This is a genomic window from Marivita sp. (assembly GCF_051859345.1).
In the GTDB taxonomy this organism is placed as follows: domain Bacteria; phylum Pseudomonadota; class Alphaproteobacteria; order Rhodobacterales; family Rhodobacteraceae; genus Marivita.
This window is the reverse complement of record NZ_JBHYFV010000106.1, coordinates 1-953: the sequence shown is the minus strand read 5'-3', so window position 1 is coordinate 953 and position 953 is coordinate 1. Positions and strand designations below refer to the sequence as shown.

Genomic DNA, 953 nt, shown 5'->3' with positions numbered 1-953 from the left:
GCCAGCGAGATCAACGAAGCCACTGTCAGGACCCTGCACCGCTGCGAGTTTATGGACGGTGCCCCGAATGTGGTCCTGATCGGTGGCCCAGGCACAGGAAAGACCCACGTCGCAACGGCACTCGGTATCCAGGCTATCGAGCATCACCGTCGCAAGGTCCGCTTCTTCTCGACCATCGAACTGGTCAACGCCCTCGAGCAGGAAAAGGCCAAAGGAAAGGCCGGCCAAATCGCCGAAGGCTTGACCCGGCTCGACCTCGTGATCCTCGATGAGCTTGGATACCTGCCATTCAGCGCCTCGGGCGGGGCCATGCTATTCCACCTCTTGAGCAAGCTCTACGAGCGCACCAGCGTCGTGATCACCACCAACCTCAGCTTCAGCGAATGGGCCACGGTCTTTGGTGACGCCAAAATGACCACAGCCTTGCTCGACCGCCTCACACACCGCTGCCACATCTTGGAGTCCGGAAACGATAGCTTCCGCTTCAAGGCAAGTTCAGCCGCCGCACAAAAAAAGAAGGAGACAAACCCGCACTTGACCCCAGCATGAACCGAAATCCATAATCAGAGGTGGCTCACTTCTCGAAGGAAAACCCGGCTCAGTTCTGATTGGAAATCAACACGCTGCCCAACAGCAAGGCAGCCGGACAACGGCCCGGCAAAGCGCCTGCGCTATCTCCGTGATCTGGTCCCCTTCCCATGCGGAACACGATATCCGATGGCCGCCAAGGCAAGCTCGGTCTTGCCCCAGACCTCATGTACCGGACATCCGGTTGCGCCGCGTGAACTCCAGAAACTTAGCAGCAGGCAAGGTCTGTCGGCCGACCAAGGCGATCCGAAGGCTCGACAGGTCGTACGGAGTAGGTAGTATTGGGCGGTAGGGTCAGGACCCATTGATTTTGGACTCTCTGCCTGATTCAAGCTCCGAAAGGAGACTGGATGATGAGCAACCTT

The 953-nt window shown here is 58.2% G+C and carries 1 protein-coding gene; it reads left to right on the top strand.

Features of this window, described 5'->3' with window-relative positions; all coding sequences use genetic code 11:
* On the top strand, positions 1-549 hold a 549-nt coding region (gene istB, locus ACTIEN_RS22250; protein ID WP_439525318.1), incomplete at its 5' end, for an IS21-like element helper ATPase IstB.
* Between the last annotated feature and the right edge of the window lie 404 nt (positions 550-953).